This window comes from Klebsiella sp. HN106, from assembly GCF_051209435.1.
Classification (GTDB): domain Bacteria; phylum Pseudomonadota; class Gammaproteobacteria; order Enterobacterales; family Enterobacteriaceae; genus Klebsiella; species Klebsiella oxytoca.
This window is the reverse complement of record NZ_JBLURD010000002.1, coordinates 38,438-62,493: the sequence shown is the minus strand read 5'-3', so window position 1 is coordinate 62,493 and position 24,056 is coordinate 38,438. Positions and strand designations below refer to the sequence as shown.

Below are 24,056 nucleotides of genomic sequence, written 5' to 3'. Positions count from 1 at the left end.
TATGTCACTCAATAACTGTTCAGGCGTTAACCATGAAGACATTTGACTGGCATCGTATGGCACTGGATAAAGTGCCCGTGGAGTTTCTGGCCGAGGTGGCACTGCGTAGCCTCTATACCTTCGTCCTGGTATTTATTTTTCTTAAGATAACCGGGCGGCGTGGCGTTCGCCAGATGTCTCTTTTCGAAGTCCTCATCATTTTGACCCTCGGTTCGGCGGCAGGGGACGTCGCGTTTTATGATGATGTTCCCATGCTGCCGGTACTGGCGGTATTTATTACCCTGGCTCTGCTGTATCGATTGATTATGTGGCTGATGGGGCATAGCGAAAAACTGGAGGACTTGCTGGAAGGTAAGCCGATTATTGTTGTGGAGAACGGCGAACTGGCCTGGGAGAAACTGCAGGCGGAAAATATGACCGAATTCGAGTTTTTTATGGAACTGAGAATCAGCGGGGTTGAGCAACTGGGTCAGGTACGGCTGGCCATTCTGGAAACCAACGGCCAGATCAGCCTTTATTACTATGAGGATGAAGATGTTAAAGCCGGGCTTTCCATTCTGCCTTCCCGTTTTACCGATCGTTTTATCACCATCCCTCACGATGATGAGTACGCCTGCGTTCGCTGTAGCGCAATCCTTACGCTACGAGCTGGGGATAAACAATTATGCCCTCGCTGCGCAAATGCAGAATGGTCGAAGGTCAGTCGGGCAAAAAGGGTCACCTGACAGCAATTATGTCGGTTTTATGACGTCAAGCTGGCAGATTCTTTTGTGTGACCGAGTCCGCATTTCCCCCAGGCTCAGTTTTAGCCATTGCGGTGCGTGTCACTGAATGATAAAACCGATAGCCACAGGAATAACTTATGCCCGCGACGGTTCGCGGGTAAATAACATAGCAAGTGGTGAGGGGAAATGGCTCAGGTCTATAACTTCAGTTCAGGCCCGGCAATGCTGCCGGCGGATGTCCTCAAACTGGCGCAAAAGGAGCTTTGCGACTGGAACGGTTTGGGGACGTCGGTGATGGAAATCAGCCACCGTGGTAAAGAGTTCATCAAGGTGGCTGAAGAGGCGGAACAGGATTTTCGCTCCCTGCTCAATATTCCTTCCAATTACAAAGTCTTATTTTGTCACGGCGGCGGTCGCGGACAGTTTGCTGGTATCCCGCTGAACCTGCTGGGTGATAAAACCGTTGCCGACTACATTGATGCCGGCTACTGGGCAGCCAGCGCGGTTAAAGAAGCGCATAAATACTGCAAACCGAACGTGATTGACGCCAAAATCACCGTTGACGGCCAGCGCGCGGTTAAACCGATGAGCGAATGGCAGCTGACTCCGGGCGCGGCCTATCTGCACTACTGCCCGAACGAAACTATCGATGGTATTGCCATTGAAGAAACGCCTGATTTTGGCGACGATGTCATCGTGACGGCGGATTTCTCCTCGACTATTTTGTCTCGTGAAATTGACGTAAGCCGTTATGGCGTAATTTACGCAGGCGCGCAGAAAAACATCGGTCCTGCAGGTCTGACGCTGATTATTGTGCGTGAAGATCTGCTGGGTAAAGCCAGCATAGCCTGCCCGTCGATTCTTGATTACTCCATCCTGTCGGCCAATGACTCTATGTTTAACACGCCGCCGACGTTTGCCTGGTACCTCTCCGGCCTGGTGTTTAAGTGGCTGAAAGAGCAGGGCGGCGTTGCCGCTATGGATAAAATCAACCAGCAGAAAGCCGACCTGTTGTATAGCACCATCGATAACAGTGGTTTCTATCGCAACGATGTCGCTGCGGCGAACCGTTCGCGCATGAACGTGCCGTTCCAGTTGGCCGATAGCGCGCTTGATAAACTGTTCCTCGAAGAGTCGTTTGCCGCTGGTCTGCATGCGCTGAAGGGCCACCGCGTAGTGGGCGGCATGCGCGCTTCCATTTATAACGCCATGCCGCTGGCGGGCGTGAAGGCGCTGACCGACTTTATGCAGGACTTCGAACGCCGTCACGGCTAATCGCTGTCGTATTTTTCATCCCCGCAGCTCGTCTGCGGGGTTATTATTCTGTTTGTTTGAGAGTTGAGTTTAATGGAATCCCTGACGTTACAACCCATCGCACGCGTAGATGGCACAATTAACCTGCCCGGGTCCAAGAGTGTTTCTAACCGTGCTTTGCTACTGGCGGCATTGGCCCGCGGCACGACGGTGCTGACCAATTTGCTGGATAGCGACGATGTACGCCACATGCTGAATGCCCTGAGCGCGCTGGGAGTTCATTACACCCTGTCTTCCGACCGTACCCGCTGTGAAGTCACCGGTAACGCCGGCCCACTGCACGCGGCTGAAGCATTAGAACTGTTCCTCGGTAATGCCGGAACGGCTATGCGTCCGCTGGCGGCGGCGTTATGTCTGGGGAGTAACGATATTGTGCTAACCGGCGAGCCGCGAATGAAAGAGCGGCCGATTGGTCACCTGGTTGACGCGCTGCGTCAGGGCGGGGCGCAGATTGATTATCTGGAGCAGGAGAATTACCCGCCGCTGCGCCTGCGCGGTGGTTTCAGCGGTGGACAGGTTGAAGTGGACGGCAGCGTTTCCAGCCAGTTTCTGACCGCGCTCCTGATGACCGCCCCGCTGGCGCCTCAGGATACCGTCATTGCGATTAAAGGCGATCTGGTATCCAAACCTTATATTGATATTACGCTGCACCTGATGAAAACCTTTGGCGTTGAGGTTGAAAATCAGTCTTATCAGCGATTTATCGTGCGCGGCAATCAACACTATCGCTCGCCGGGCGATTATCTGGTTGAAGGCGACGCCTCCTCGGCATCCTACTTCCTCGCCGCCGGAGCCATTAAAGGCGGGACGGTAAAAGTCACCGGTATTGGCCGCGATAGCGTGCAGGGCGACATTCGGTTTGCCGATGTGCTGGAAAAAATGGGCGCAACCATTACCTGGGGCGATGATTATATCGCCTGCACGCGCGGCGAACTGAACGCCATCGATATGGATATGAATCATATCCCGGATGCCGCGATGACTATCGCCACGGCCGCCCTGTTCGCCAAAGGCACCACGACTCTGCGCAATATTTATAACTGGCGCGTCAAGGAGACTGACCGCCTGTTTGCTATGGCCACTGAGCTGCGTAAAGTGGGAGCTGAAGTTGAAGAAGGGGAGGATTTCATCCGCATCACTCCGCCTGCGAAGCTCCAGTTCGCTGAAATCGGCACCTATAACGACCATCGTATGGCAATGTGTTTCTCGCTGGTGGCGCTTTCCGATACGCCGGTCACCATCCTTGATCCGAAGTGTACGGCAAAAACTTTCCCGGACTACTTCGAACAGCTGGCGCGAATCAGTACGCTGGCCTGAATCACGCGAATTTTAGGTGAAAACGCCGACCCTTGGGTCGGCGTTTTTTTATGTCTGCTTGTCGGGCGGAAAACTAAATGCTAGCCTTGGTTGCTTGTAAATACAGGATTTATAAGCATTTAATATGCTAATCAATGGATGATTGATATGAGAAATACAAAAGTAATGCTGGCTTTAGCGGTTTCCGCCACGTTGTTGGCAGGTTGTAAAAATATGCAGGGGGTGGACACCAACGCCCTCGTAAGTTCAGGGATGACGGCCTACAAAGCGGCAACGCTTTCTGACTCTGAAGTCAAAGCGCTTTCCGACGATGCCTGTAAGCAAATGGATAGCGAAAATAAAAAGGCCGGCGCTTCAAGTAAGTACACCAAGCGTCTGAATAAAATTGCCAAAGCGTTAGGAAATAATATCAACGGCACGCCGGTAACCTATAAGGTTTACATGACATCAGACGTCAACGCCTGGGCAATGGCCAACGGCTGCGTCCGCGTCTATAGCGGCCTGATGGACATGATGACCGATAATGAAGTTGAAGCGGTTCTGGGCCATGAGCTGGGTCACGTAGCGCTGGGACATTCGCGCAAAGCGATGCAAACCGCCTATGCGACCATTGCCGCGCGTGATGCAATTTCAGCCACCAGCGGAGCGGCTGCAAGTTTGTCTAAATCTCAGCTGGGCGATATCGCAGAGGGAATGATTAACTCCGCTTTCTCCCGCTCTCAAGAGTCCGATGCTGATGATTTCTCCTACGATCTGCTGAAAAAGCGCAACATCAGCACTCAGGGGCTGGTGGGCAGCTTCGACAAACTGGCCAGCCTTGACGCCGGCCACAGTAAATCTCTGTTCGATTCACACCCGCCTTCAGCTGAACGCGCGCAGCATATCCGCGACCGTATCGCGGAAGATAAAAAGTAAAACTGCCTCATCTTCCGGGCTGATGCTCCATCAGCCCGCTATAATTGCACAATTCTTCCGCATTAGATTTCCAGTTATCCGTAATTTACAACCAATGCTCACTTTCCGTCGAAGAGATGCGTATAATGCGCGGCGTTTATATATTTATGCGCCTTGCTAAAGGAGAAAAAGATGACGGCAACAGTTCCGGTAATCACCATTGATGGGCCTGGCGGTGCGGGCAAAGGCACGTTATGCAAGGCAATGGCAGAAACGCTGGGCTGGCATCTGTTGGATTCTGGGGCGATTTATCGCGTTCTTGCTCTCGCTGCGCTGCATCACCATGTTGATGTTGAATCCGAAGAGGCGCTGGTGCCGCTGGCCGCGCATCTTGATGTCCGTTTTGTCTCCACTGATGGTAGCCTGGAAGTCATTCTGGAGGGGGAGGACGTTAGCGCGGAAATCCGCACTCAGGATGTGGCCAATACGGCCTCTAAAGTCGCCGCTTTTCCGCGCGTGCGCGAGGCATTGCTGCGCCGTCAACGAGCCTTCCGTGAGCTGCCCGGTTTGATCGCTGACGGACGCGATATGGGAACCGTGGTATTCCCCGATGCGCCGGTGAAAATTTTCCTTGACGCTTCCGCGGAAGAACGTGCGCATCGCCGCATGCTTCAGTTGCAGGAGAAGGGCTTTAGTGTTAACTTTGATCGCCTTTTATCCGAGATAAAAGAGCGCGACGACCGCGATCGCAATCGTACAGTGGCGCCGCTTATCCCGGCTGCCGATGCCTTAGTTCTTGATTCCACAGAACTAAACATTGAGCAAGTGATTGAAAAAGCGCTACAATATGCGCGCGAAAAACTGGCTTCCGCTTAATCTTATCGTCGATAAAGCACAATAGCCTGCGAATTATAGCAGTACCCCGCAGCAACGGACTGTTAGCGGGTATGTTAAACAACCCCATCCGGCATGGAGCCTGGTGGACGTTAAATATGAAACCTGAAGATTAAACATGACTGAATCTTTTGCTCAACTATTTGAAGAATCCTTAAAAACAATCGAAACCCGTCCGGGTTCCATCGTTCGTGGTGTTGTTGTTGCTATCGACAAAGACGTAGTACTGGTTGACGCCGGTCTGAAATCTGAGTCTGCCATTCCGGCAGAGCAGTTCAAAAACGCCCAGGGCGAGCTGGAAATCCAGGTTGGTGACGAAGTTGACGTTGCTCTGGATGCAGTAGAAGACGGCTTCGGTGAAACCCTGCTGTCCCGTGAGAAAGCTAAACGTCACGAAGCTTGGATCACGCTGGAAAAAGCTTACGAAGACGCTGAAACTGTAGTCGGTATTATCAACGGCAAAGTTAAAGGTGGCTTCACTGTTGAGCTGAATGGTATTCGTGCGTTCCTGCCGGGCTCCCTGGTAGACGTTCGTCCGGTGCGCGACACGCTGCACCTGGAAGGCAAAGAGCTTGAATTCAAAGTCATCAAGCTGGACCAGAAACGTAACAACGTCGTTGTTTCTCGTCGTGCCGTTATCGAATCCGAAAACAGCGCAGAGCGCGATCAGCTGCTGGAAAACCTGCAGGAAGGCATGGAAGTTAAAGGTATCGTTAAGAACCTCACTGACTACGGTGCATTCGTTGATCTGGGCGGCGTTGACGGCCTGCTGCACATTACCGATATGGCATGGAAACGCGTTAAGCATCCGAGCGAAATCGTAAACGTTGGCGACGAAATCACTGTTAAAGTGCTGAAGTTCGACCGCGAACGTACTCGTGTATCTCTGGGCCTGAAACAGCTGGGCGAAGATCCGTGGGTAGCTATCGCTAAACGTTATCCGGAAGGTACCAAACTGACCGGTCGCGTGACCAACCTGACCGACTACGGCTGCTTCGTTGAAATCGAAGAAGGCGTTGAAGGCTTGGTTCACGTTTCCGAAATGGATTGGACCAACAAAAACATCCACCCGTCCAAAGTTGTTAACGTTGGCGATGTAGTGGAAGTTATGGTTCTGGATATCGACGAAGAACGTCGTCGTATCTCCCTGGGCCTGAAGCAGTGCAAAAACAACCCATGGCAGCAGTTCGCGGAAACCCACAACAAGGGCGACCGTGTTGAAGGTAAAATCAAGTCTATCACTGACTTCGGTATCTTCATCGGCCTGGACGGCGGCATCGATGGCCTGGTTCACCTGTCTGACATCTCCTGGAACGTTGCAGGCGAAGAAGCAGTTCGTGAATACAAAAAAGGCGACGAAATCGCAGCAGTTGTTCTGCAGGTTGACGCAGAGCGCGAGCGTATCTCTCTGGGCGTTAAACAGCTCGCAGAAGATCCGTTCAACAACTGGGTTGCACTGAACAAGAAAGGCGCAATCGTAAACGGTAAAGTGACTGCAGTTGACGCTAAAGGCGCAACCGTAGAACTGGCTGACGGCGTTGAAGGTTACCTGCGCGCTTCTGAAGCTTCCCGTGACCGCGTTGAAGATGCCACCCTGGTTCTGAGCGTAGGCGACGACGTTGAAGCTAAATTCACCGGCGTTGATCGTAAGAACCGTGCAATCAGCCTGTCTGTTCGTGCGAAAGACGAAGCTGATGAGAAAGATGCCATCGCAACTGTTAACAAACAGGAAGATGCAAACTTCTCCAACAACGCAATGGCTGAAGCTTTCAAAGCAGCTAAAGGCGAGTAATCTTAGTCTTTCGGGTTACAACAACCTGAATTATGACGAGTTTACTTGACAGATTGCAGGATTCGTCCTGTAATCAAGCACAAAGGGCGGCTACGGCCGCCCTTGTTTAAGCTGTTAGCTAATTTTGCCTTGAAGGAAACCGGAGGAATAATGACCAAGTCAGAATTGATAGAAAGACTTGCCAGCCAGCAATCTCACATTCCTGCGAAAGCAGTGGAAGATGCTGTTAAAGAAATGCTGGAGCATATGGCCTCAACGCTTGCTCAAGGCGAGCGCATTGAAATCCGCGGTTTCGGCAGCTTCTCTCTGCATTATCGAGCACCCCGCACCGGGCGTAACCCAAAAACTGGCGATAAAGTTGAACTGGAAGGTAAGTACGTTCCCCACTTTAAGCCGGGCAAAGAATTACGCGACCGCGCCAATATTTACGAAGAGTAAGTTTCGCTGAGCGGCGACAACATACTTAAACGTTAAAAAAGCACCTTTGGGTGCTTTTTTTATGCCTTTAAAGCTGTACTGGAAGTTGCCTCGCAAAACGTCAGTTCTTTTGCGTTAACAGAGAAAGTTCTCTGGATCGCGCAATCCACTTCTTTTCAGTCCTCAAAGACACTTTCTGCATTTAGCGCAACACTCCCTCTGACAGGGAGGTGCTAATGCGTTTACCACAACTTGCTGGCTGTGTAATTATCGGCATTCTGCCGCTGCTCTGGTTGCCCGATTTGCCCGGGCGTTCGGTTACCTGGGGACTGATGCTGCTGGTGCTGCTTATTGCGCAATGTCGCCGTAGAGCTGCGCAATACGCGGCATTGATAACGCTGTTTTTTGTCTGGGGAGTACTCAGCGCTCGCCAGGCCCTATGGCCGACACAGACGTTAACAAACGGGAATCGTCAGGTTGAGGTTGTGCTGACCGCAACAGATGGGCAGACAACTCATCAGGGCAGAATTGTCCGTCTGGATGGGCGACGGCTATTTCCCGCGCCAGGGGTAAGCCTCTACGGTAATTATTTGCCTGAACCGCCCTGTGCAGGGCAGGTTTGGGCCATGACGCTACGCGCGCGTCCGGTACATGGTCAGCTCAACGAAGGCGGGTTTGACAGCCAGCGCTATGCGCTATCACAGCATCGTCCGTTAACCGGACGCTTTATCAGCGCTGAAGTTCGCGAGCGAAACTGTAGTGTACGAGCGCGTTATCTGGCCTCGCTCAATCAAACCCTGGCGGAACTGCCCTGGCAATCGGTGATGCTGGGGTTAGGCATGGGGGAACGTCTGGCGATCCCTCGCGAGATAAAGATCCTGATGCAGGAAACCGGTACATCGCACCTGATGGCGATCTCAGGGTTACATATCGCGTTAGGAGCCACTCTGGGCTGGTTGCTGCTAAGGGGTTTGCAGTTCTTTCTTCCGTGCCGCTGGCTGGGCTGGCGGGCGCCGCTGCTTACTGGCCTGGCGAGCGCTATTTTTTACGCCTGGCTAACCGGAATGCAGCCGCCCGCGCTGCGCACCTGTGTTGCCCTGATCGTTGGCTGCGCGCTGCGGCTATCCGGGAAACGCTGGTCGCCATGGCAACTATGGCTCTGCTGCATTGGTGCAATACTGTTTGCCGATCCGCTGGCAGCGTTGTCAGAAAGCCTCTGGCTATCGGCGTTTGCCGTTGCGGCGCTTATCTTCTGGTATCAGCTGGCCCCGATGCCTGGCGGTAAAAGGTGCTGGCTGCTGCGCCAAAGCCTCGCGTTATGTCATCTGCAGATCGGCTTGATGTTTTTACTTGCACCTTTACAGATTGCTCTCTTCCACGGCATCAGCTTAACGTCGGTGCTGGCGAATTTGATTGCCGTGCCTCTGGTGACTTTTATCGTTGTTCCGCTGATTCTGACCGCCATGTTTTTACACCTCTGTGCTCCGCTCACCATTGAGATGGTGATATGGCAATCAGCAGACCGTATCCTGGCGGCGCTATTCGGGTTCCTGCGGCAGCTGCCGCCCGGCTGGCTCGAGCTGGATGCTCGCTGGCTTGGGATAAGCCTGCTGCCGTGGCCGGCGTTAATTCTCTGGCGTTTTCATGCGTGGCGCACGTTGCCGGCGTTTTGTTTAGCATGTCTCGGGCTATTAAGCTGGCCATTCTGGCGGAGTACGGCTACTAACGAATGGCGAGTCACCATGCTGGATGTCGGGCAGGGGCTGGCTATGGTGATTGAACGCCAGGGCGCGGCCCTTCTCTACGATACCGGACTCGCCTGGCCTGAGGGTGACAGCGGTGAGCAGATTATCATCCCCTGGCTACGCTGGCATCACTTGCATCTGGAAGGCGTCGTACTCAGCCACGAGCATCTCGATCACCGCGGGGGACTCAACTCGGTGTTAAAAGCATGGCCTCAAATATGGATACGAAGCCCTTTAGGCTGGGCGGGCCATTTAGCATGCCAGCGCGGTGAGATCTGGCAGTGGCGAGGTTTAACCTTTCGTGCGTTCTGGCCGCTGCCCGGCGCGACAAAGCAGGGGAATAATCGCTCATGCGTGGTGCGTGTTGATGACGGCAAGCACAGTATCCTGCTCACCGGGGATATCGAAACGCCAGCGGAGCAAGCGATGATTAGCCACTACTGGCAACATCTTGCGTCTACACTTATCCAGGTTCCCCATCACGGCAGTAATACGTCGTCCGGGACCGCCCTGTTGCGCAGCGTTGGCGGGGAGGCTGCGCTAGCTTCTGCTTCCCGCTATAACGCATGGCGTATGCCGTCAACCAAGGTGAAACAGCGCTATCGAAACCAGAATTATCAGTGGTTCGACACGCCGCATCAGGGGCAAATTACGGTTATTTTTTCCGCGGATGGCTGGCAAATCCATAGCTTACGGGATCAATTTTTACCGCGATGGTATCATCAGTGGTTTGGCGGGAACGTTCAGAACGGGTAGAATATGCGGCTATTTCAACACAAGCTGGTTTATTGAATGCAGAACGATAAAGATCTTTCCACGTGGCAGACCTTCCGCCGACTCTGGCCGATTATAGCGCCGTTTAAACCCGGGCTAATCGTTGCAGCGGTAGCGTTAGTGCTTAACGCGGCTAGTGATACCTTCATGCTATCGCTTCTTAAACCGTTACTGGATGATGGTTTTGGTAAAACGGATCGCTCGGTGCTGATATGGATGCCGCTGGTGGTGATCGGATTGATGGTTCTGCGCGGCATCACCAGCTACGTTTCGAGCTACTGCATCTCGTGGGTGTCCGGCAAAGTCGTGATGACGATGCGCCGTCGTTTATTCAGCCACATGATGGGAATGCCGGTTGCATTCTTTGACAAGCAGTCCACCGGGACGCTGCTATCACGTATTACCTATGATTCGGAGCAGGTGGCCTCTTCCTCCTCCAGTGCGTTGATTACCGTCGTGCGTGAAGGCGCGTCGATTATTGGCCTGTTTGCGATGATGTTTTATTACAGCTGGCAGCTGTCATTGATTCTGATCGTTCTGGCGCCGATCGTGTCTATTGCTATTCGCGTGGTCTCGAAGCGTTTTCGTAATATCAGCAAGAATATGCAGAACACCATGGGCCAGGTGACGACCAGTGCAGAGCAGATGCTGAAAGGGCATAAAGAAGTGCTGATGTTTGGCGGTCAGGCCGTCGAAACCAAGCGCTTTGATAAAGTCAGCAACAAGATGCGTCTGCAGGGGATGAAAATGGTCTCCGCGTCCTCAATTTCTGACCCTATTATCCAGCTAATCGCCTCCCTGGCTCTGGCTTTCGTACTTTATGCGGCAAGCTTCCCGAGCGTAATGGAGACGTTAACGGCTGGTACAATTACCGTTGTCTTCTCCTCAATGATCGCGCTGATGCGTCCGCTAAAATCGCTGACTAACGTCAACGCACAGTTCCAGCGCGGGATGGCCGCTTGTCAGACGCTTTTCGCTATTCTTGACTCCGAGCAGGAGAAAGATGAAGGCACGCGGGTTATCGAACGTGCGAAGGGCAACCTCGAATTTAAAAACGTTACCTTCAGATATCCGGGGCGTGAAGTCGCTGCGTTGCGCAATATTGACCTCAATATTCCGGAAGGGAAAACCGTGGCGCTGGTAGGGCGCTCAGGGTCAGGTAAATCTACCATCGCCAGCCTGATTACGCGTTTTTATGATGTTGATGAGGGGCAGATCTTGCTGGACGGCCACGACCTGCGTGAATACACGCTGAGCTCTCTGCGCGATCAGGTTGCGCTGGTGTCGCAAAACGTCCATCTCTTTAACGACACCGTGGCGAATAATATCGCCTATGCCCGAACCGAAGAGTACAGCCGCGAGCAGATTGAAGAAGCGGCTCGCATGGCTTATGCCATGGACTTTATCAATAAAATGGACAATGGCCTGGATACGATTATCGGTGAAAACGGCGTTATGCTTTCCGGCGGCCAGCGCCAGCGCATCGCTATCGCTCGCGCCCTGCTGCGCAACAGCCCGATTCTGATCCTTGATGAAGCAACTTCGGCGCTGGATACCGAATCAGAGCGCGCCATTCAGGCGGCGCTGGACGAACTGCAGAAAAACCGCACCTCGCTGGTTATTGCTCACCGTCTCTCGACGATTGAGCAGGCTGACGAAATTGTGGTAGTGGAAGATGGCCAGATCGTTGAACGCGGCAGCCATGCCGATCTGCTTGAACATAAGGGCGTTTACGCTCAGCTGCATAAGATGCAGTTCGGCGCATGATTGCGCGCATCTGGTCCGGCGAATCGCCTTTATGGCGGCTACTGCTTCCGCTCTCCTGGCTCTATGGCCTGGTGAGCGGATTAATACGGCTAAGCTATAAACTGGGATGGCGAAAAGTGTGGCGAGCGCCGGTGCCGGTAGTGGTGGTTGGCAATCTGACCGCCGGCGGCAATGGTAAAACGCCGGTTGTTGTCTGGCTGGTGGAACAGCTTCAGCAGCGCGGTATTCGCGTCGGCGTGGTGTCACGCGGCTACGGCGGAAAAGCCGCGAGCTATCCGCTGCTGCTTAATGTGGATACGCATACCGGGGAAGCGGGCGATGAGCCGGTGCTGATTTATCAGCGTACCGGCGCGCCGGTTGCCGTCTCGCCGGTACGCAGCGATGCGGTTCAGGCGCTGCTCGCTGCCAACGATCTTCAGCTTATCGTCACGGATGATGGTCTGCAGCACTATAAGCTGGCGCGTGACAAAGAGATTGTGGTGATTGACGGCGTACGTCGTTTTGGTAATGGCTGGTGGTTGCCTGCGGGTCCTATGCGCGAGCGCGCTTCGCGTTTGCGCAGCGTGGATGCGGTTATCGTTAACGGCGGTCTCGCCCGCCCGGGAGAGATACCTATGCAGCTTCGTCCCGGGCTGGCGGTGAATCTGCTGACCGGTGAACGCCGGGATGCGGCGGCGTTGGACAACGTGGTGGCGATGGCAGGAATCGGCCATCCGCCGCGTTTCTTCGCCACCCTCGAGAGCTGCGGCGTACGTCCGGTGAAAACCATCTCCCTGGCCGATCATCAGGCTCTGTCGCAGAGCGATGTCGCCGCGCTGGCGGCGCCGCAGCAAACTCTGCTGATGACCGAAAAAGATGCGGTGAAGTGCCGCGACTTTGCGCAGGCAAACTGGTGGTATCTACCGGTCGACGCGATAATGACTGACCAGCGCGCACAGCGCCTGCTCACGGATTTAGTGACGCTGGCGCAGCGCTAATTTCGCTTATCACCGCCTGCGCCGGAACCTTTTACGGAGAAGCTGCATGCCGGTATTGTCCCTCTCGCTTAAAGAAGCTCGCCATCTTCACCTGGCCGCGCAGGGGCTGCTGAAAAAGCCCCGCCGTCGCGCCAAACCCGAGGATGTTCCGCAAACCATTAAGCAGATGTCCCTGCTGCAAATCGATACCATCAACGTTGTTGCCCGCAGCCCTTATCTGGTGCTTTTCAGCCGCCTTGGCCACTATCCGCAGCGCTGGCTGGATGAGGCGCTTCGCGCCGGTGAACTGATGGAATACTGGGCGCATGAGGCCTGTTTCTTACCGCGCAGCGACTTTTCACTGGTGCGTCACCGTATGCTGACGCCGGATAAAATGGGCTGGAAATACCATATCGCATGGATGACCGAGCACGCTCCGGCCATTCAGGAACTGCTGGCCCATATTGCCGAAAATGGCCCGGTTCGCTCGGCAGACTTTGAACATCCGCGTAAGGGCGCCAGCGGATGGTGGGAATGGAAACCGCATAAGCGCCATCTTGAAGGTTTATTTACCGCTGGAGAGCTGATGGTTATCGAGCGGCGCAACTTTCAGCGCGTTTACGATCTCACGCAGCGGGTCATGCCGGACTGGGAGGATGAGCGGGATGGCCTCTCTCAGGAGCAGGCCGAAGCCATTATGTTACGCAATAGCGCACGCAGCCTCGGGATCTTCCGCGCGCAGTGGCTGGCGGATTATTATCGTCTACGTCGGCCCTCGCTACCCCCACTGCTGGCGAGCTGGCAGGATGAGGGGCTGGTGAAACCGGTAAACGTTGAAACCCTGGGGGAAATGTGGCTTCACCGTGATGCGCTAAAGCTGCTGGAGTCCTCACCCGGCGGCAGGCTCGCCGCCAGCCACAGCGCGGTGCTCTCGCCTTTCGATCCGGTGGTGTGGGATCGCAAGCGGGCTGAGCAGCTATTTAACTTCACCTATCGCCTGGAGTGCTATACGCCCGCGCCGAAACGTCAGTATGGCTATTTCGTATTACCGCTGCTGCATCAGGGGAAGCTGGTGGGCAGAATGGATAGCAAAATGCATCGTAAAACCGGCGTTCTGGAAATTATCGCTCTGTGGCTGGAGGAGGGGGTCAAGGTGACCTCGGGACTCGAGAGCGGGCTAAAACGCGCCATTGATGATTTTGCCCTCTGGCAGGAGGCAACACGGGTGAGCTGCGGGAAGCTGCCGGCAGAACTTTTTGCCGGGCGGCAACAGGGTTGGGAAATTGACGCCGCCTGAGCCAGCGTATGATATGCTGCTGAAGAATCTATTCGGTCCATCTGGAGGAATCATGGATCACCGTTTACTTGAAATTATCGCCTGTCCGGTTTGTAACGGTAAGCTCTATTACAGCCAGGATAAGCAAGAACTGATCTGCAAACTCGATAGCCTGGCTTTTCCGCTGCGTGAAGGTATCCCCGTACTGCTGGAAACCGAAGCCCGTTCGCTTGCCGTAGAAGAGAGCCAGTCATGAGTTTCGTGGTTATCATCCCCGCGCGCTTCGCTTCTACTCGCCTGCCAGGCAAACCGCTCCAGGATATCAACGGCAAGCCGATGATTGTCCACGTTCTTGAGCGCGCCCGTGAATCCGGGGCCGAGCGTATTATCGTTGCCACCGATCATGCAGACGTAGCCCGAGCGGTTGAAGCCGCCGGCGGTGAAGTCTGCATGACGCGTGAAGATCATCAGTCTGGCACCGAGCGCCTGGCCGAGGTGGTTGAAAAATGCGCTTTCAGCGATGACACCATCATTGTGAATATCCAGGGCGATGAGCCGATGATCCCGCCCGCCATCGTGCGCCAGGTAGCCGAGAATCTGGCTGCCAGCACGAGCGGTATGGCAACCTTAGCGGTGCCAATCCACGATGCGGAAGAGGCGTTTAATCCGAATGCGGTCAAGGTTGTCATGGACGCAGCTGGCTATGCCCTCTATTTTTCTCGCGCCACCATCCCGTGGGATCGCGATCGTTTCGCTAAATCCCGCGAGGCTATCGGCGATTCGCTGCTGCGTCATATCGGGATCTATGGCTATCGCGCCGGTTTTATTCGTCGCTATGTTAGCTGGGCGCCAAGCCCGCTTGAACAGATCGAGATGCTCGAGCAGCTACGCGTGCTGTGGTACGGCGAGAAAATCCATGTCGCGGTGGCGGAAGTGGTTCCCGGTACAGGCGTCGATACGCCGGAAGATCTGGAACGCGTCCGCGCGGAGCTACGTTAATCTCCCTCCATCCCCTCCGCCAGGAGGGGATATCTTCAGGCCGTTTTTCCATACTTTTTTACGTCAATTTTGATCTTACCCGATGACAACCCCGGCACAGGCGCTCATTATGAAACCAGTAGTGTTCATAGGGGTAATCAGAAATGGAACAGTTGCGTACCGAGCTGAGCCACCTGCTGGGTGAAAAACTAAGCCGCGTGGAGTGCGTCAGCGAGAAACCCTCGTCGGCGCTGTGGTCGCTATATGATGCGCAGGGAAACCCAATGCCGCTGCTGGCGCGCAGCTTTACGACGCCGGGCGTGGCGCGTCAGCTGGCGTGGAAGATATCAACCCTCGCGCGAAGCGGTACTGTCCGTATGCCGGTGGTCTACGGCGTAATGACGCACGAAGAGCATCCGGGCCCAGATGTACTGCTGATCGAACGACTGCGCGGCGTTTCGGTAGAAGCCCCCGCCCGTACGCCGGAGCGTTGGGAACAGCTACAGGAGCAGATTGTTGAAGCGCTGCTGGCCTGGCACCGTCAGGATAGCGGCGGCTGCGTCGGGATGGTCGACAGCACTCAGGAAAATCTCTGGCCATACTGGTACCGCCAGCGTGTAGAGGTGCTATGGAGCACGCTGAACCTTTATCAGGATACCGGCCTGACGATGCAGGACAAACGCATTCTGTTCCGCACTCGCGAATGCCTTATGGATTTGTTTAAGGATTTCAATGATAACTGCGTGCTGGTCCACGGTAGCTTCACGCTGCGCAGCATGCTTAAAGATCCGCGCAGCGATCAGCTGCTGGCGATGGTAGGTCCGGGCATGATGCTCTGGGCGCCGCGTGAATATGAGCTATTCCGTCTGGTTGATAGCGGCCAGGAAGAGCAGCTGCTGTGGCACTATCTCCGCCGGGCGCCGGTAGCGGAAGCGTTTCTCTGGCGGCGCTGGCTGTATCTGCTGTGGGATGAAGTGGATAATCTGGTCAATACCGGACGCTTTGACCGCGTCCGGTTTGATCTGGCGGCTAAATCAATCCTGCCCTGGCTCGCCTGAAGATCCTTTCAGTCGCTGCCAGATGCGACCTAACGTTTCGTAACCAACCCGATCGCTATGCATTAGCCAGACCGGCGAGGGGATTGCCCGCTCCCATGGGTTGAGCGGTGACTCAATCGCCAGCTGGTTGGCCGGGGCGGGCAAGGGCGCCAGCCCGGCGCGGCGAAAGAAAATCATCGCCCGCGGCAGATGTGAAGCGGAAGTGACCAGCAGGAAAGGCGCATCGCCAACCGCCTCTTTCACCGCGGCGGCTTCCTCTTCGGTATCTTTGGGTTTATCGAGAACGATAATTTCGCTGCGCGGTACGCCCAGGGTCTCGGCTACCCGGGCACTGGTTTCCGCAGAACTTACCGGGTTGGTCTTCGCTCTTCCGCCGGTAAAGATCATTTTGGCTCCCGGATTTTCCTGCCACAGGCGGATGCCCTCCGTCAGCCGCGGCAGGCTGTTATTAATGAGATTTGAACTGGGCGCCCAGGCTGGATTCCAGGTGTATCCTCCGCCCAGTACGACGACGTACTGTACGCGCTCTTCTCCCCGCCACGTCGGGTATTTATCTTCAATCGGTTTGAGCAAACTATCGGCCACCGGTTGCAGGCTTAATAGCAGCAACAGCAGCCAGCCGAAGCTGACGCAGAGCTTGCCGGTGCGCTGGAAACGGCTAAACCACAGCAAGGCGATGCCGACCGCCATAAGCAACAGCAGCAGGGGAAGCGGCAGCATCATGCCGCCTAAAACCTTTTTCAGCGTAAAAAGCATGCCCAATGGTTCCTTTTTTAACCATATAACCAAAGATATACCCGGATCTTACAACAGATCGCTTCATTCTCCGCGCGGGTATGACAAAATAGCGGCTTTGTGTTGGCTTGTGGAGTCACCCGTGCAGGATCGTAATTTCGATGATATTGCTGAAAAGTTTTCGCGCAATATATACGGCACCACCAAAGGCCAGCTGCGGCAGGCGATCCTCTGGCAGGATCTACAACCGCTGCTGAACCAGATGGGGCCTGGGCCATTGCGAGTTCTTGACGCGGGCGGCGGCGAAGGGCAAACGGCGATCAAAGTGGCGGAAATGGGCCATCACGTCACGTTATGCGATCTCTCTGGTGAAATGGTGGCTCGCGCCAGGCAGGCGGCTGCCGATAAAGGTGTGATCGACAACATGCATTTTGTACAATGCGCGGCTCAGGATATTGAGCAGCATTTGGAAAGTCCGGTCGATCTGATACTGTTTCATGCGGTGCTGGAATGGGTAGCCGAACCACAGGCGATGTTGCGTACGCTGTGGTCGATGCTGCGCCCCGGCGGCGCGTTATCGCTGATGTTCTACAATGCTAACGGCCTGTTGATGCACAATATGGTCGCCGGCAATCTGGACTATGTGCAAATCGGCATGCCGAAAAAGAAAAAACGCACGCTGTCGCCGGACTATCCGCGCGATCCGCAGCAGGTTTACGGCTGGCTGGAAGAGATTGGCTGGCAGATTACCGGCAAGACCGGCGTGCGGGTGTTTCATGATTATCTGCGTGAAAAACACCAACAGCACGACAAATTTGCGGCGCTGCTGGAGCTGGAAACGCGCTACTGTCGCCAGGAGCCGTATATTAGCTTAGGCCGTTATATTCACGTCACCGCGCTTAAGCCGCAGATGCAAGGATAAACTATGAGTGAATTTTCCCAGACAGTCCCCGAACTGGTTGCCTGGGCCAGAAAAAATGATTTTTCTATTTCGCTGCCGGTCGACAGACTCTCTTTTTTGCTGGCGATTGCCACGCTGAACGGCGAGCGGATGGAAGGGGAAATGACCGAGGGAGAACTGGTGGACGCGTTCCGCCACGTCAGTGATGCGTTTGAGCAGACCAGCGAAACCATCAGCCAGCGCGCCAATAATGCCATTAACGATATGGTGCGCCAGCGTCTGCTGAACCGCTTTACCAGCGAAATCACCGAGGGTAACGCTATTTATCGCCTGACGCCGCTGGGCATCGGGATCACCGATTACTATATTCGTCAGCGCGAGTTCTCCACCCTGCGCCTGTCGATGCAGCTCTCCATCGTTGCCGGCGAACTCAAGCGCGCCGCCGACTCGGCAGAAGAGGGCGGCGATGAGTTCCACTGGCATCGTAACGTTTTCGCTCCCCTGAAGTACTCGGTTGCGGAAATTTTCGACAGTATCGATCTGACCCAGCGGATCATGGATGAGCAGCAGCAGCTGGTGAAAGATGATATTGCCCAGCTGCTGAATAAAGACTGGCGGGCGGCGATCTCCAGCTGCGAGCTGCTGCTGTCGGAAACGTCCGGCACCCTGCGCGAGCTGCAGGATACTCTGGATGCGGCGGGCGATAAGCTGCAGGCAAACCTACTGCGTATTCAGGACTCGACCATGGCGCGCGACGATCTGAATTTTATCGATCGTCTGGTGTTCGACCTGCAAAGCAAGCTGGACCGCATCGTCAGCTGGGGTCAGCAGGCGATAGACCTGTGGATCGGTTACGATCGCCACGTGCATAAATTTATCCGTACCGCTATCGATATGGATAAAAACCGCGTCTTCGCGCAGCGTTTACGCCAGTCGGTCCAGACTTACTTCGACGCTCCCTGGGCGCTCACCCATGCGAATGCCGATCGTCTGCTTGATATGCGCGATGAAGAGATGGCGCTGCATGATGAAGAGGTTACCGGAGAACTTCCGGCGGATCTGGAGTACGAAGAGTTTAACGAAATTCGCGAACAGCTGGCAGCGCTGATTGAAGGTCAGCTGGCGGTCTATAAAGAGAAGGGACTGCCGCTGGATCTTGGTCTGGTGGTACGCGAATATCTTTCGCAGTATCCGCGCGCTCGCCACTTTGATGTCGCGCGCATTGTTGTCGACCAGGCGGTACGTTTGGGCGTAGCGCAAGCAGATTTCACCGGACTGCCGGCAAAATGGCAGCCGATTAATGATTACGGAGCCAAGGTACAGGCGCATGTCATCGACAAATATTGAACAAGTGATGCCGGTTAAACTGGCGCAAGCGTTGGCTAATCCGTTATTTCCGGCGCTGGATAGCGCCCTGCGCGCGGGCCGTCATATCGGCCTTGACGAGCTGGATAATCACGCATTTTTAATGGATTTTCAGGATTACCTGGAAGAGTTTTATGCTCGCTACAACGTCGAGCTGATTCGCGCGCCGGAGGGGTTTTTCTATCTACGCCCGCGCTCGACCACGCTGATCCCGCGCTCGGTGCTCTCCGAGCTGGATATGATGGTGGGCAAAATTCTTTGCTATCTCTACCTCAGTCCGGAGCGCCTGGCGAATGAAGGCATCTTCACCCAGCAGGAGCTTTACGACGAGCTGCTGACCCTGGCGGACGAAGCCAAGCTGCTGAAGCTGGTCAATAACCGTTCGACCGGCTCCGACCTTGACCGCCAGAAGCTGCAGGAAAAAATGCGCGCTTCGCTCAACCGCCTGCGCCGCCTCGGCATGGTGTGGTTTATGGGCCACGACAGCAGCAAATTCCGCATCACCGAATCGGTGTTTCGCTTCGGCGCCGACGTGCGCGCCGGTGACGACCCGCGCGAAGCGCAGCTGCGTATGATCCGTGACGGTGAAGCCATGGCGCTGGAAAATCGTCTGCAGCTTAATGATGAGAATGAAGAGAATCAGCCGGATAGCGGGGAGGAAGAGTAATGATTGAACGCGGTAAATTTCGCTCGCTGACGCTGGTTAACTGGAACGGCTTTTTTGCCCGCACCTTTGATCTTGATGAATTAGTGACCACGCTTTCCGGCGGTAACGGCGCCGGTAAATCCACGACCATGGCGGCCTTCGTCACCGCGCTGATCCCCGACCTGACGCTGCTGCATTTCCGTAATACTACGGAAGCCGGGGCCACCAGCGGCTCGCGAGATAAAGGGCTTCACGGTAAGCTGCGCGCAGGCGTCTGTTACTCGGTGCTGGACGTCATTAACTCTCGCCACCAGCGAGTGGTGGTTGGCGTACGCCTACAGCAGGTCGCCGGTCGCGATCGTAAAGTTGATATCAAGCCTTTTGCGATTCAGGGGTTGCCTACCTCCATCCAGCCGACTCAGCTGCTGACCGAAACCCTTAACGAGCGCCAGGCGCGCGTGGTGACGCTCAACGAGCTGAAAGATAAGCTCGAAGCGATGGAAGGGGTACAGTTCAAGCAGTTTAACTCTATTACCGAGTATCACTCGCTGATGTTCGATCTGGGCGTGGTGGCTCGCCGCCTGCGTTCAGCTTCCGACCGTAGCAAGTACTATCGCCTGATCGAAGCGTCGCTGTACGGCGGCATTTCAAGCACCATTACCCGCTCGCTGCGCGACTACCTGCTGCCGGAAAACAGCGGCGTGCGTAAAGCATTCCAGGATATGGAAGCGGCGCTGCGTGAAAACCGCATGACCCTGGAAGCGATTCGGGTAACGCAGTCGGATCGCGACCTGTTCAAACATCTGATCAGCGAAGCCACCAACTACGTTGCCGCCGACTATATGCGCCACGCGAACGAGCGACGCATTCATCTCGACAAAGCGCTGGAGTATCGCCGCGATCTGTTCAGCTCCCGCGCTCAGCTCGCGGCTGAACAGTATAAGCACGTCGATATGGCCCGCGAGCTACAGGAACATAACGGTGCGGAAGGCGATCTGGAAGCTGATTATCAGGCCGCCAGCGACCATCTGAACCTGGTGCAGACCGCTCTGCGCCAGCAGGAAAAAATCGAGCGCTATGAGGCGGATCTTGATGAACTGCAGATTCGCCTCGAAGAGCAAAATGAAGTCGTTGCGGAAGCGGTTGACCAGCAGGAAGAGAACGAAGCCCGCGCCGAAGCCGCCGAGCTGGAAGTGGATGAGCTGAAAAACCAGCTTGCCGACTACCAGCAGGCGCTGGACGTGCAGCAGACCCGTGCGATTCAGTACAACCAGGCGCTGCAGGCGCTGGAAAGAGCAAAAGCGCTTTGCCATCTGCCGGATTTAACCCCGGAGAGCGCCGACGAGTGGCTGGAAACTTTCCAGGCGAAAGAGCAGGAAGCGACGGAGAAAATGCTGTCGCTGGAACAGAAAATGAGCGTGGCGCAAACTGCGCATAGCCAGTTTGAACAGGCATACCAGCTGGTGGTGGAGATCAACGGTCCGCTGGCGCGTAATGAAGCCTGGGACGTGGCGCGCGAGCTGCTGCGCGAAGGCGTTAATCAACGCCACCAGGCAGAGCAGGCGCACGGGTTGCGCAGTCGCCTGACGGAACTTGAACAGCGTCTGCGTGAACAGCAGGATGCTGAACGCCAGCTGAACGAATTCTGTAAGCGTCAGGGCAAACGTTACGATATCGACGAACTGGAAGCCCTGCATCAGGAGCTGGAAGCCCGCATAGCCTCGCTTTCCGACAGCGTTTCCTCCGCCAGCGAACGGCGAATGACCCTGCGTCAGGAGCTGGAACAGCTGCAAACGCGGACGCAAACGCTGATGCGCCGTGCGCCCATCTGGCTGGCGGCGCAGAACAGCCTCAATCAGCTGTGCGAACAGAGCGGCGAGCAGTTTGAGTCGAGCCAGGAAGTTACCGAATATCTCCAGCAACTGCTGGAGCGTGAACGCGAAGCTATCGTAGAGCGCGACGAAGTTGGCGCCCGCAAGCGCGCAATCGATGATGAAATCGAGCGCCTTAGCCAGCCGGGCGGTTCAGAAGATCAGCGCCTGAACGCGCTGGCGGAACGCTTTGGCGGCGTACTGCTGTCGGAAATCTATGATGACGTTAGCCTCGATGATGCGCCGTATTACTCGGCGCTGTACGGCCCTTCCCGCCACGCTATTGTGGTACCGGATCTGTCGCTGATTGCCGAGCAGCTGGAAGGCCTTGAAGATTGCCCCGAAGATCTCTACCTGATCGAGGGCGATCCGCAGTCGTTTGATGACAGCGTATTTAGCGTCGATGAGCTGGAAAAAGCCGTTGTCGTTAAGATTGCCGATCGTCAGTGGCGCTATTCACGCTTCCCGACGCTGCCGCTGTTTGGCCGCGCCGCGCGTGAAAGCCGCGTTGAAACGCTGCACGCCGAGCGTGAAAGCCTCTCCGAGCGTTTTGCGACCCTGTCGTTTGATGTGCAGAAAACCCAGCGCCTCCATCAGGCGTTCAGCCGCTTTATCGGTAACCATCTGGCGGTGGCCTTTGAGGACGACCCGGAAGAAGAAATCCGTAAACTGAATACTCGTCGCGGCGAGCTGGAGCGGGCGCTGACCGCCCATGAGAGCGATAACCAGCAGAACCGGGTGCAGTATGAGCAGGCGAAAGAGGGTGTATCCGCGCTCAACCGCTTGTTGCCACGTCTGAATCTGCTGGCCGACGACTCGCTGGCCGATCGCGTCGATGAAATCCAGGAGCGGCTCGACGAAGCGCAGGAGGCCGCGCGCTTTGTGCAGCAGTATGGTAACCAGCTGGCTAAGCTGGAACCGATCGTTTCCGTTCTGCAGAGCGACCCGGAGCAGTTTGAACAGCTAAAAGAAGATTACGCGTACTCGCAGCAGACTCAGCGCGATGCGCGTCAGCAGGCGTTTGCGCTGACCGAAGTCGTGCAGCGTCGCGCCCACTTTAGCTACTCTGATTCCGCAGAGATGCTCAGCGGTAATAGCGATCTGAACGAGAAGCTGCGCCAGCGCCTGGAGCAGGCGGAAGCGGAGCGCGCCCGCACCCGCGAAGCGCTGCGTACCCACGCCGCGCAGCTCAATCAGTACAACCAGGTGCTGGCATCGCTGAAAAGCTCCTACGACACCAAAAAAGAGCTGCTCAACGATCTGCATAAAGAGCTGCAGGATATTGGCGTACGCGCCGACGCCGGCGCCGAAGAGCGCGCCCGTTTGCGTCGCGATGAGCTTCATGCTCAGCTCAGCAACAACCGCGCGCGGCGTAACCAGCTTGAAAAAGCCTTGACCTTCTGCGAAGCGGAAATGGATAACCTGACCCGCAGGCTGCGCAAGCTGGAGCGTGATTACTGCGAAATGCGCGAACAGGTGGTCAGCGCCAAAGCCGGCTGGTGCGCGGTCATGCGCCTGGTGAAAGACAACGGCGTGGAGCGTCGTCTGCATCGCCGCGAACTGGCCTACCTTTCGGCTGATGAGCTGCGCTCAATGTCGGATAAGGCGCTCGGGGCGCTGCGTCTGGCGGTCTCTGATAACGAACACCTGCGCGATGTGCTGCGTATTTCGGAAGATCCGAAACGCCCGGAACGCAAAATCCAGTTCTTTGTCGCCGTTTATCAGCATCTGCGCGAGCGTATCCGCCAGGATATTATCCGTACCGACGATCCGGTGGAAGCGATTGAGCAGATGGAGATTGAACTTAGTCGACTGACGGAAGAGCTGACCAACCGCGAGCAGAAGCTGGCCATCAGCTCTCGCAGCGTGGCCAACATCATCCGCAAGACAATCCAGCGCGAGCAGAACCGTATTCGCATGCTCAACCAGGGGCTGCAGAGCGTCTCCTTCGGCCAGGTCAACAGCGTGCGGCTGAACGTCAACGTGCGGGAAACCCACTCGATGCTGCTGGACGTGCTGTCCGAGCAGCATGAACAGCATCAGGATTTGTTCAACAGCAATCGTCTGACCTTCTCGGAAGCGCTGGCGAAGCTGTATCAGCGCCTGAATCCGCAAATTGATATGGGGCAGCGTACGCCGCAGACCATTGGTGAAGAGCTGCTGGACTACCGCAACTATCTGGAGATGGAAGTGGAAGTTAACCGCGGTTCCGACGGCTGGCTGCGCGCTGAATCCGGTGCGCTATCGACCGGTGAGGCTATCGGTACCGGGATGTCGATTCTGGTTATGGTGGTGCAGAGCTGGGAAGATGAATCCATGCGCCTGCGCGGCAAGGATATTTCGCCGTGCCGCCTGCTGTTCCTCGATGAAGCCGCGCGTCTGGATGCCCGTTCTATCGCCACGCTGTTCGAACTGTGCGATCGACTGGAGATGCAGCTAATTATCGCAGCGCCGGAAAATATCAGCCCGGAAAAAGGCACCACCTACAAACTGGTGCGTAAAGTGGTGAACAATCACGAGCATGTGCATGTAGTAGGTCTGCGTGGCTTCGCGCCGCAGCTGCCTGAAACGCTGCCGGGAACGGCTAATGCTTCATAAGCTTGTACAATAAGTAGCCAAAGGGCGACATGA

19 protein-coding genes are annotated in these 24,056 nt (G+C 55.5%); 18 read left to right on the top strand and 1 reads right to left on the bottom strand.

Annotated elements, in window-relative coordinates:
- Window positions 1–32 precede the first annotated feature (32 nt).
- The 14 genes from ACSIPU_RS06830 (at window position 33) to ACSIPU_RS06765 (ending at window position 15,907) form a co-directional block, all read left to right on the top strand.
- Window positions 33–725, top strand: coding sequence for a DUF421 domain-containing protein (locus tag ACSIPU_RS06830; protein ID WP_004100689.1), 693 nt, complete (start codon window positions 33–35; stop codon window positions 723–725).
- A gap of 186 nt (window positions 726–911) precedes the next feature.
- Window positions 912–2,000, top strand: coding sequence for a 3-phosphoserine/phosphohydroxythreonine transaminase (gene serC, locus ACSIPU_RS06825; RefSeq protein ID WP_032727993.1), 1,089 nt, complete (start codon window positions 912–914; stop codon window positions 1,998–2,000).
- A gap of 72 nt (window positions 2,001–2,072) precedes the next feature.
- Window positions 2,073–3,356, top strand: a complete 1,284-nt coding sequence (gene aroA / locus ACSIPU_RS06820) for a 3-phosphoshikimate 1-carboxyvinyltransferase (protein ID WP_004100699.1) — start codon at window positions 2,073–2,075, stop codon at window positions 3,354–3,356.
- 147 nt (window positions 3,357–3,503) lie between these two features.
- A complete protein-coding gene (locus tag ACSIPU_RS06815) occupies window positions 3,504–4,271 on the top strand; it encodes a M48 family metallopeptidase (RefSeq protein ID WP_196558055.1) in 768 nt (255 codons plus the stop codon).
- Between the two features lie 171 nt (window positions 4,272–4,442).
- On the top strand, window positions 4,443–5,126 hold the full coding sequence (gene cmk / locus ACSIPU_RS06810; protein ID WP_004100701.1) for a (d)CMP kinase: 684 nt from the start codon (window positions 4,443–4,445) through the stop codon (window positions 5,124–5,126).
- A gap of 136 nt (window positions 5,127–5,262) precedes the next feature.
- Window positions 5,263–6,936, top strand: coding sequence for a 30S ribosomal protein S1 (gene rpsA, locus ACSIPU_RS06805; protein WP_004100702.1), 1,674 nt, complete (start codon window positions 5,263–5,265; stop codon window positions 6,934–6,936).
- A gap of 150 nt (window positions 6,937–7,086) precedes the next feature.
- Complete coding sequence (gene ihfB, locus ACSIPU_RS06800) at window positions 7,087–7,374, top strand: integration host factor subunit beta (protein ID WP_004100704.1); 288 nt, start codon at window positions 7,087–7,089, stop codon at window positions 7,372–7,374.
- A 215-nt stretch (window positions 7,375–7,589) separates the two neighbouring features.
- The gene (locus tag ACSIPU_RS06795) at window positions 7,590–9,854 is read left to right on the top strand and encodes a ComEC family protein (RefSeq protein ID WP_142471844.1); all 2,265 of its coding nucleotides are present in this window, start codon (window positions 7,590–7,592) and stop codon (window positions 9,852–9,854) included.
- Window positions 9,855–9,890: 36 nt separating this feature from the next.
- The gene (msbA, locus tag ACSIPU_RS06790) at window positions 9,891–11,639 is read left to right on the top strand and encodes a lipid A ABC transporter ATP-binding protein/permease MsbA (protein ID WP_004100709.1); all 1,749 of its coding nucleotides are present in this window, start codon (window positions 9,891–9,893) and stop codon (window positions 11,637–11,639) included.
- Complete coding sequence (gene lpxK / locus ACSIPU_RS06785) at window positions 11,636–12,616, top strand: tetraacyldisaccharide 4'-kinase (protein WP_004100710.1); 981 nt, start codon at window positions 11,636–11,638, stop codon at window positions 12,614–12,616. Before msbA ends, lpxK begins: the two co-directional genes overlap by 4 nt.
- Window positions 12,617–12,662: 46 nt before the next feature.
- A complete protein-coding gene (locus tag ACSIPU_RS06780) occupies window positions 12,663–13,892 on the top strand; it encodes a winged helix-turn-helix domain-containing protein (RefSeq protein WP_142477939.1) in 1,230 nt (409 codons plus the stop codon).
- A gap of 52 nt (window positions 13,893–13,944) precedes the next feature.
- Window positions 13,945–14,127 (top strand): protein YcaR, encoded by a 183-nt coding sequence (gene ycaR / locus ACSIPU_RS06775; protein WP_064373610.1) that lies wholly within the window; start codon window positions 13,945–13,947, stop codon window positions 14,125–14,127.
- Complete coding sequence (gene kdsB, locus ACSIPU_RS06770; RefSeq protein ID WP_004100715.1) at window positions 14,124–14,870, top strand: 3-deoxy-manno-octulosonate cytidylyltransferase; 747 nt, start codon at window positions 14,124–14,126, stop codon at window positions 14,868–14,870. The genes ycaR and kdsB overlap by 4 nt, the downstream gene beginning before the upstream one ends.
- A 143-nt stretch (window positions 14,871–15,013) precedes the next feature.
- A complete protein-coding gene (locus ACSIPU_RS06765) occupies window positions 15,014–15,907 on the top strand; it encodes a YcbJ family phosphotransferase (RefSeq protein WP_004100717.1) in 894 nt (297 codons plus the stop codon).
- Here ACSIPU_RS06765 and elyC read toward each other — a convergent pair.
- Window positions 15,884–16,663 carry an envelope biogenesis factor ElyC gene (gene elyC / locus ACSIPU_RS06760; RefSeq protein WP_125286321.1) on the bottom strand — a complete coding sequence of 260 codons (780 nt, stop codon included), beginning with the start codon at window positions 16,661–16,663 and terminating at the stop codon, window positions 15,884–15,886. The genes ACSIPU_RS06765 and elyC overlap by 24 nt on opposite strands.
- A 121-nt stretch (window positions 16,664–16,784) precedes the next feature.
- On the opposite strand from elyC, the gene cmoM reads away from it, so the two are divergent.
- The 4 genes from cmoM to mukB are packed head-to-tail and all read left to right on the top strand — an operon-like array spanning window position 16,785 to window position 24,023.
- Window positions 16,785–17,564 (top strand): tRNA uridine 5-oxyacetic acid(34) methyltransferase CmoM, encoded by a 780-nt coding sequence (cmoM, locus tag ACSIPU_RS06755; protein WP_004100721.1) that lies wholly within the window; start codon window positions 16,785–16,787, stop codon window positions 17,562–17,564.
- Window positions 17,565–17,567: 3 nt separating this feature from the next.
- The gene (gene mukF, locus ACSIPU_RS06750; RefSeq protein ID WP_004111885.1) at window positions 17,568–18,890 is read left to right on the top strand and encodes a chromosome partition protein MukF; all 1,323 of its coding nucleotides are present in this window, start codon (window positions 17,568–17,570) and stop codon (window positions 18,888–18,890) included.
- Window positions 18,871–19,575: a chromosome partition protein MukE gene (gene mukE, locus ACSIPU_RS06745; protein ID WP_004100725.1), complete on the top strand. Its 705-nt coding sequence runs from the start codon at window positions 18,871–18,873 to the stop codon at window positions 19,573–19,575. Before mukF ends, mukE begins: the two co-directional genes overlap by 20 nt.
- On the top strand, window positions 19,575–24,023 hold the full coding sequence (gene mukB / locus ACSIPU_RS06740) for a chromosome partition protein MukB (protein ID WP_016808059.1): 4,449 nt from the start codon (window positions 19,575–19,577) through the stop codon (window positions 24,021–24,023). Before mukE ends, mukB begins: the two co-directional genes overlap by 1 nt.
- Window positions 24,024–24,056: the final 33 nt, after the last annotated feature.

Excerpts from the sequence above, each read along its gene's own strand:
- ACSIPU_RS06830 (WP_004100689.1), top strand. The coding sequence starts at position 33 with ATGAAGACATTTGACTGGCATCGTATGGCACTGGATAAAGTGCCCGTG.
- serC (WP_032727993.1), top strand. The coding sequence starts at position 912 with ATGGCTCAGGTCTATAACTTCAGTTCAGGCCCGGCAATGCTGCCGGCG.
- aroA (WP_004100699.1), top strand. The coding sequence starts at position 2,073 with ATGGAATCCCTGACGTTACAACCCATCGCACGCGTAGATGGCACAATT.
- ACSIPU_RS06815 (WP_196558055.1), top strand. The coding sequence starts at position 3,504 with ATGAGAAATACAAAAGTAATGCTGGCTTTAGCGGTTTCCGCCACGTTG.
- cmk (WP_004100701.1), top strand. The coding sequence starts at position 4,443 with ATGACGGCAACAGTTCCGGTAATCACCATTGATGGGCCTGGCGGTGCG.
- rpsA (WP_004100702.1), top strand. The coding sequence starts at position 5,263 with ATGACTGAATCTTTTGCTCAACTATTTGAAGAATCCTTAAAAACAATC.
- ihfB (WP_004100704.1), top strand. The coding sequence starts at position 7,087 with ATGACCAAGTCAGAATTGATAGAAAGACTTGCCAGCCAGCAATCTCAC.
- ACSIPU_RS06795 (WP_142471844.1), top strand. The coding sequence starts at position 7,590 with ATGCGTTTACCACAACTTGCTGGCTGTGTAATTATCGGCATTCTGCCG.
- msbA (WP_004100709.1), top strand. The coding sequence starts at position 9,891 with ATGCAGAACGATAAAGATCTTTCCACGTGGCAGACCTTCCGCCGACTC.
- lpxK (WP_004100710.1), top strand. The coding sequence starts at position 11,636 with ATGATTGCGCGCATCTGGTCCGGCGAATCGCCTTTATGGCGGCTACTG.
- ACSIPU_RS06780 (WP_142477939.1), top strand. The coding sequence starts at position 12,663 with ATGCCGGTATTGTCCCTCTCGCTTAAAGAAGCTCGCCATCTTCACCTG.
- ycaR (WP_064373610.1), top strand. The coding sequence starts at position 13,945 with ATGGATCACCGTTTACTTGAAATTATCGCCTGTCCGGTTTGTAACGGT.
- kdsB (WP_004100715.1), top strand. The coding sequence starts at position 14,124 with ATGAGTTTCGTGGTTATCATCCCCGCGCGCTTCGCTTCTACTCGCCTG.
- ACSIPU_RS06765 (WP_004100717.1), top strand. The coding sequence starts at position 15,014 with ATGGAACAGTTGCGTACCGAGCTGAGCCACCTGCTGGGTGAAAAACTA.
- elyC (WP_125286321.1), bottom strand. The coding sequence starts at position 16,663 with ATGCTTTTTACGCTGAAAAAGGTTTTAGGCGGCATGATGCTGCCGCTT.
- mukF (WP_004111885.1), top strand. The coding sequence starts at position 17,568 with ATGAGTGAATTTTCCCAGACAGTCCCCGAACTGGTTGCCTGGGCCAGA.
- mukE (WP_004100725.1), top strand. The coding sequence starts at position 18,871 with ATGTCATCGACAAATATTGAACAAGTGATGCCGGTTAAACTGGCGCAA.
- mukB (WP_016808059.1), top strand. The coding sequence starts at position 19,575 with ATGATTGAACGCGGTAAATTTCGCTCGCTGACGCTGGTTAACTGGAAC.